This is a genomic window from Inquilinus sp. YAF38 (assembly GCF_052113205.1).
GTDB lineage: Bacteria > Pseudomonadota > Alphaproteobacteria > DSM-16000 > Inquilinaceae > Inquilinus.
Window position 1 is genome coordinate 60391 of the sequence record NZ_JBFRCU010000035.1, and the last position, 6883, is coordinate 67273.

At 68.7% G+C, this 6883-nt stretch carries 7 protein-coding genes; 4 read left to right on the plus strand and 3 right to left on the minus strand.

Annotation, left to right across the window (positions count from 1 at the left end):
* The first annotated feature begins 15 nt into the window (after nt 1–15).
* The 3 genes from AB4Z01_RS17450 (at nt 16) to AB4Z01_RS17460 (ending at nt 2603) form a co-directional block, all read left to right on the plus strand.
* Entirely contained in the window at nt 16–1194 is a 1179-nt protein-coding gene (locus AB4Z01_RS17450; RefSeq protein WP_441695813.1) for a serine hydrolase domain-containing protein, read from the plus strand.
* Nucleotides 1195–1516: 322 nt separating this feature from the next.
* A complete protein-coding gene (locus AB4Z01_RS17455; protein ID WP_441695814.1) occupies nt 1517–2140 on the plus strand; it encodes a YqaA family protein in 624 nt (207 codons plus the stop codon).
* Between the two features lie 28 nt (nt 2141–2168).
* Nucleotides 2169–2603, plus strand: coding sequence for an MAPEG family protein (locus AB4Z01_RS17460; RefSeq protein ID WP_441695815.1), 435 nt, complete (start codon nt 2169–2171; stop codon nt 2601–2603).
* 152 nt (nt 2604–2755) lie between these two features.
* Here AB4Z01_RS17460 and AB4Z01_RS17465 read toward each other — a convergent pair whose 3' ends face one another.
* Nucleotides 2756–3211, minus strand: coding sequence for a DUF4126 domain-containing protein (locus AB4Z01_RS17465; protein WP_441695816.1), 456 nt, complete (start codon nt 3209–3211; stop codon nt 2756–2758).
* 249 nt (nt 3212–3460) lie between these two features.
* Between AB4Z01_RS17465 and AB4Z01_RS17470 the strand changes: the two genes are divergently transcribed.
* Nucleotides 3461–4768, plus strand: coding sequence for a M20/M25/M40 family metallo-hydrolase (locus AB4Z01_RS17470; protein WP_441695817.1), 1308 nt, complete (start codon nt 3461–3463; stop codon nt 4766–4768).
* Nucleotides 4769–4913: 145 nt separating this feature from the next.
* On the opposite strand, the gene AB4Z01_RS17475 is transcribed toward AB4Z01_RS17470, so the two are convergent.
* Together AB4Z01_RS17475 and AB4Z01_RS17480 are read right to left on the minus strand one after the other, a co-directional pair.
* A complete protein-coding gene (locus AB4Z01_RS17475) occupies nt 4914–6368 on the minus strand; it encodes an N-acyl-D-amino-acid deacylase family protein (protein ID WP_441695818.1) in 1455 nt (484 codons plus the stop codon).
* A partial coding sequence (locus AB4Z01_RS17480) for an SIS domain-containing protein (RefSeq protein ID WP_441695819.1) occupies nt 6361–6883 on the minus strand: 523 nt, incomplete at its 5' end. The genes AB4Z01_RS17475 and AB4Z01_RS17480, both read right to left, overlap by 8 nt.

The window sequence follows — 6883 nt, forward strand, 5'->3', positions numbered from 1 at the left end:
CTCTTGGGAGCCGGCATGGCTCTGGCTGCCAATGTCTGTCTGGCGGCCGAGTCGACTCAGGTCGAGAAGGTCCAGGCTGCGCTCGCCGCCTGGCTGGCGGCACGAGCACCGATCGAAGAGGTCACCGGCATCGCCGCGTATATCAGCTTCGGCGATGCCGGACCGGCAATCGAAGCCTTCGCCGGGACAGTGGGCCGCGACCCGGGCGCCGGTCCGGTTGACCAGGACACCCTCTATCAGATGGGGAGCACGTCGAAGTCATTCGTCGTCGCGGTGATCCTCAAGCTCGAAGCGGCCGGAAAACTCTCGATCGATGACCCGCTCGGCAAGTGGCTGCCGGAATATCCGGCGTGGCAGGACGTTACCATCCGCCGCCTCCTCAACATGACGAGCGGCATTCCGAATTACTCCGAGACCGAGTGGATGTCCCGCGCCTGGGTGGACCAGCCCAAGCGGGACTTCACGATGAAAGAGCTGGTCGCTGCCGCGTATCCGAGCGCGACCAACCAGCTTCCAGAAAACAGCGGCTATTTCTATTCCAATACCAACTATGTCCTCGCCGGCATGATCGCCGAAAAAGCCGGCGGCAAGACCTATCGCGACCTGGTCCACGATCTCATCATCGAGCCGCATGGTCTCTACTCGACATTCTATGAGGCCGGAACCTACCCGGAATCGGTGATCGACCGGCTGTCGCATGGCTACTTCGAAAACCAGGCATGTGCCGACTACCAGCCCGGCTGCAAGGAATCGTGGAACCTGCCGGTCCTGGGACGGGACATGCGCGAGGCCAGCACCTCCTGGGCACAGGCCGCCGGCGGCGCGATTTCCAGCGCCCGCGACGTCGATCGCTGGATGCGCGCCGTGTTCCACGGGAAGGTGGTGCCGCCGAAGCAGCAGCAGGAGTGGATGCAGCTGGTCTCGATGAAGACGGGCGAACCGATCGCCGCCGTTTCCGCGGATGATCCGGCCGGCTTCTCTCTGGGATTGGGCAACCGCATCCTCGGGCCCATGGGCGCGCAATGGTTCTACCAGGGCGAGACCCTCGGCTATCGGACGCTTTACGTCTGGATCGCCGCCGAGGACCTGATGATCACGGTCCAGACCAACAGCCAGCCGCCGGAAGGCACCAGCAAGCTCAACGAGGCCGTCGCCGCCCTTTACCAGATCGTCAAGACGTCGAAAGCCGACTAGATGCGAGTTTGCGGGCTATATGAGAGGGCTACGAACAGGAGGGGGATGTCGAGCCGATTGGCCCGGCAACGTTCTGCCGCCTATAAATAGCCAAGCCTTCGAAGCACAACAGTGCGGAGATCAGCTTTCGACCGCTGGCCGCCACAAATGTCCGCTCCATTGAACCCCGGCGAACGCCGCAATGGCGGCTCTCTTGCGTGAGGGCCCGGCCGCTGGCTCGCCACTGCAGGCGCCCCGGGCGGCTCCCCCATTCCCGCCCGTGACACCGGCCCGGCCGCCGTCTATGACCATGGCACGAGGGACCGGGGCAGGGGAGCGGCGCGTGGTGCAGGACGGGGGCGTTCAGGTTGGGGTCGAGCGGCCGGGGTTCATCCGGCGGCAATATGACCGGCTGATCCGGGCGGCGCACGGGCCGCGGGCGCAGTGGACGCTGGCCGGCGTGGCCTTTGCCGAAAGCTCGTTCTTCCCGATCCCGCCCGACGTCGTGCTGATCCCGATGATGCTCGCCAATCCGCGGCGGGCCTGGTGGCTGGCGGGGCTGTGCACCGTGGCCTCGGTGATCGGCGGCCTGGTCGGCTACGCCATCGGCTATTTCCTGTTCGAGACGGTCGGCGCCTGGCTGATCAACCTCTACGGGCTGCAGGCCGGGTTCCACGAATTCGAGCAGAAATACGCCGAATGGGGCAGCTGGATCATCCTGGCCAAGGGGGTGACGCCGATCCCCTACAAGCTGGTCACCATCACCAGCGGCGTGGCCCAGTTCCCGCTCGGCCTCTTCATCCTGTCCTCGATCGCCTCGCGCGGCCTGCGCTTCTTCCTGGTCGCGGTGCTGATGCGGATCTATGGCGAGCAGGTGCGGCACTATCTCGAGAAGTACCTGAACTGGGCCTTCTGGGGATTCCTCGTGCTGGTCGCCCTCGGCTTCGCGGTGATGACCCAGCTGTGAGAGCCGCCGAACCGCGGAGACTCCGGCCATGACCGTGCAAGCCATCCTCCTCCCGGTCTTCGCGCAGGTGGCGCTGACCTTCCTGCTGGCGGTCTGGCTGCTGCGGGAGCGCGCCGGCGCGCTGCGGCGGGGCGAGGTGCGCACCGGCGACATCGTCCTCGGCCAGCCGGCCTGGCCGGCGCGGGCCACCCAGATCGCGAACAGCTTCCACAACCAGCTGCAGCTGCCGCTGCTGTTCTTCGTGCTGGTGATCCTGGCGATGATGACCAGGAAGGCCGACCTGCTGTTCGTGGTGATGTCCTGGCTGTTCGTCGCCAGCCGGATCCTGCATGTGGCGGTGCATACCGGCGCCAACCGCCTGGGCCCCCGCTTCGGCGCCTACGCCGCCGGATTCGTGCTGCTGCTGGCGATGTGGGTGATCTTCGCCCTGCGCATCCTGACGGCGGGGGTGGGGCCGGTGTGAGCGCGGCAAGGGGCAGGCTTCACCATAATTATTGTCATCCTCGGGCTTGACCCGAGGATCCAGGGGCCACCCAGAGCGGCATCGACATTCCCTGGATGCCCGGGTCAAGCCCGGGCATGACAGGTTAAAATGAAGCATGGGGCCTGGGCCAGCTACACCGACGTGACGATCCAGGCCGCAGCGCCGATCGCGACCGCGTCCTCCAGCAGGGCGATCGGCAGGTCACGCCCCACGGCCCGGGCCAGGCGGGAGCGCAGCTCGGCGCCCACCATCGTGCCGGCGACGGCGCCGGCCACGCCCGCGATCAGCCCGACGATCGCCGAGCCGCCGACGATGCCGAAGGCGGCGCCGCAGACCGCGCCGCTGACGATCCGGGCGCCGAACTGCATCGGCACCTTGCGGCTCGGCGTCTTCGGCAGCTGGTCGGCGACCAGCTCGGCGAGCGCCGCCGCGGTGAGCAGCCAGGGCGTCACCGAAGCGCCGAGGAAGGCCAGGCCGGTGCCGTCGAGCGGCAGCCAGCCGAGATGGGCGGCCCAGCTGACCGCCGCCGGCGCGGTCATCGTCCGCAGCCCGGCGACGCACCCGATCAGGAAAGCCAGGACCAGCATCGAAATCTCCCCCCGGAAAATGCGCGGCGCGCGCCCTGAAAAATCGGCGGCCAGCATCGGCGGTGTCTGCCGCACTTCGTCCCGTCAGGCTTCGTTTCTCTGGTGGACCGACCAGGATCCTCTCATTCCGACCACCTGGATTTCTCTCCGGGGATTCGGGCTCTAAAGAGGATCTGAAGCCTATCGGATATTGTCCGGCAAAACCTTCGGGTGCTAGCGTTCCCCCGGAAGCAATCGAAGGGGGAAACGATGGCGTTTGTGTGTCGAGCCGCGATTTTCGCGGCGGCGATCGGGGTCGGCTTGTCGGGACCCGCCCTGGCCCAGGACAGCGCGGCCCAGGCGAAGGCGGAGATCCAGCGGGTGCGGGACAGCGCCGGCTTCAACGCCGCTTTGCAGCACATCGACCAGGGCTATGACGGCTACATCGCGGAAGGGATCACGCTGGTCGAGATCCCGGCGCCGCCATTCAAGGAGGAGGTGCGGGCCAAGGCCTTCGCCGAGCTGCTGCGCGGCGCCGGGCTGGCCGATGTCGAAATCGACGAGGAGGGCAACGTCCTCGGCCTGCGCCAGGGCACCGGGGGCGGCGACCGCGTGGTCGTGGTGTCGGCCCATCTCGACACCGTGTTCCCCGAGGRCACGGATGTGAAGGTGCGGCGCGAGGGCACCAAGCTGATGGCCCCGGGCGTCAGCGACGACACCTTCAGCCTGGCGGCGATCCTGGCCTATATCCGCGCCATGGATGCGGCCGGGATCAGGCATAAGGCCAACATCCTGTTCGTCGGCACCGTCGGCGAGGAGGGGCTGGGCGACCTGCGCGGCGTCCGCCACCTGTTCACCAAGGGCAAGTACAAGGACCGGATCGACGCCTTCTTCTCGATCGAGGGCGGGTCGGCCGACACCTTCACCAGCTCCGGCGTCGGCTCGAAGCGCTACCGGGTGACCTACAAGGGCCCGGGCGGCCACAGCTTCGGCGCCTTCGGCCTGGTCAACCCCGCCTACGCCATGGCCGAGGCGATCACGCTGCTGGCCCGCACCCAGGTCCCGGCCGACCCGAAGGTGACCTACAATGTCGGCGTGGTGAAGGGCGGCACCTCGGTCAACTCGATCCCGGTCGAGACCTCGATGGAGGTCGACATGCGCTCCGGCAACAGCGACGGGCTGGGCCGGGTGCAGCAGCGGCTGCTGGCCGTGATCGAGCAGGCGGCGGCGACCGAGAATGCCGCCCGGTCGACCAAGGAGGGCGAGATCTCGGTCGAGACGGCGGTGATCGGCGACCGCCCGGCCGGCGCCATCGCCGAGACCGAGCTGCTGTTCCAGCTGGCCAAGGCCTCGATCGAGGCGGGGGGCTACGAGTTCAAGGGCCCGCGCGAGGCCTCGAACGATTCGAACATCCCGTGGAGCCTCGGCATCCCGGCGGTGACGCTGGGCAAGAACGGCCCGGGCCAGAGCGGCCGGGCCCATTCGCTCGACGAATGGATGGACACCGAGAAGGCGCCGATGCTGAAGGGCATGGCCACCAGCCTGGCGACGATCCTGGCGACGGCCCGGATGGAATAGGCCCGGGGCTTTCGCCCTGTTCGTCATGGCGAGCCCCGCCATTCACACCTATTGGGGGGCGTGGCCATCCCAGCGGCACCGAACCCTGGATGGCCACGTCGCTTCGCTCCTCGCCATGACGAGGAGGGTGTCAGTATACGGTGGGCTACCCCCGCACCAGCAACCGTCCCGCCCGGTCCACCTCGGTCTCGCCGGCGCGCCAGGACAGGCGGCCGTTGACCAGCACGAAGTCGAGCCCGCGCGACGGGGTCTTCGGGGCTTCGAAGGTGGCGGCGTCGGCGATGTGGGCGGGGTCGAACACCACCAGGTCGGCGGCGTGGCCTTCGCGCACCAGGCCGCGGCCGGGCAGGTTGAAGCGCATCGCCGACAGGCCGGTCATCTTGTGCACCGCCGTCTCCAGCGGGAACAGGCCGAGGTCGCGGCTGTAATGGCCCAGCACGCGCGGGAAGGTGCCCCACAGGCGGGGATGCGGGTGGCTGTCATGCGGCAGCCCGTCCGAGCCGATCATGGTCAGCGGGAAGGACAGGATGCGGCGGACATCGGCCTCGTCCATCTGGAAGTAGATGGCGCCGGCCGGGTGCAGCCGCACCGCCGCCTCCTTCTCGGTGCAGCCCCAGTCCGCGGCGATGTCGGCCAGGTCGCGGCCCGCCATCTCCGGCTGCGCCTTGGACCAGGCGACCATGATGCGGATGTCGCCGGTGACATGGTCCGGGTCCAGCACGGTCGAGCCGGCGGTGTAGGGATAGGCGTCGAGCCCGACCGGCTGGCTCTTGCTGGCCGCCTCGATCACCGGCAGGGTCTCGCGGCTGCGGCCCCAATTGTGCGGCCCGGCGCATTTGTGGTGCGAGATCACCACCGGCACCTTGGCCCGGCGCGCGGTGGAGAAGCTCTCCTCCAGGGAATCCAGCACCTTGTCGTGCTCGTCGCGCATATGGGTGGCGTAGACGCCGCCGCGGTCGGCCAGGAGCTCGGCCAGCGCCGCCACCTCGTCGGCATCCGCCGCGGCGTTCGGCTTGTAGTAGAGGCCGGTGGAGAAGCCGATGGCGCCCGCATCGAGGCTGTCGGCCAGCAGGTGGCGCATGGCGTCGATCTCGCCGGAATTCGCCTTGCGCCCGGTGTCCGCCATGGTGCCGATGCGCAGCGAGGAATGGCCGATCAGCGCCGCCACATTGACGCCCGGCACCACCTCGCCCAGCCGGCCGCGATAGTCGGCGAAGCTCGGGAACTCGTAGGCGGCTTCGTCGCCCAGCAGGTTCAAGGGCGGCGGCGGGGCGCCCTGCAGCGTCAGCGGCGACAGGCTGATGCCGCAATTGCCGACCACCACGGTGGTCACGCCCTGGCTGATCTTCGGCAGCATGTCCGGGCCGTCGATCACCGCCCGGTCGTCATGGGTGTGCACGTCGATGAAGCCGGGCGCCACGACCCGGCCGGCGACGTCGATGCTGTCCTTCGCCCGGTCCGTGGCGATGCTGCCGGCCGGGGCCACGGCGGCGATGCGGTCGCCGAGGATGGCGACATCTGCCTGGATACGGGGCGCGCCGGAGCCGTCGATCACGGTGCCGTTGCGGAGCAGCAGGTCGTAGCGCGGTTGGTCAGGCATGGGCTTTCCGTCGGACAGGGCGGGGCCGGGGCGTGGTGTCGCGGGGCGGCACGGGAGCGGCCGGCTCGTCGAGGGTGGGAATCTGGCTGAGAGTGTATTTGACCCGGCGCAGGCTTTCGAGGGCGGTGGGGCCGCGGCGCATGGCCACGCCGGTCGCGATCACGTCGATCACCGCCATATGGGCCAGGCGCGACGCGGTCGGCTTGAAGATGTCGCTGTCCTCCGGCGGGGCGACGGCCAGCACGATCTCCGCCGCCCGGGCCAGGGGCGTGTCCGGGCGGGTCAGGGCGACGATCGTGGCGCCGTAGTGCCGGGCGATCTCGGCGCTCTCGACCAGATCGCGGAAGCGGCCGGAATTGCAGATCGCCAGCACGCAGTCGTCCGGGCCGAGCGTGGCGGCCGACATGCGCTGCAGCTGGGTGTCGGCATGGAAGTCGGTCGGCAGGTCCAGCCGGAAGAAGCGCAGATAAGCATCGTGGCCGACCGCATGCGAGCCGCCGCCGACGCCGTAGATG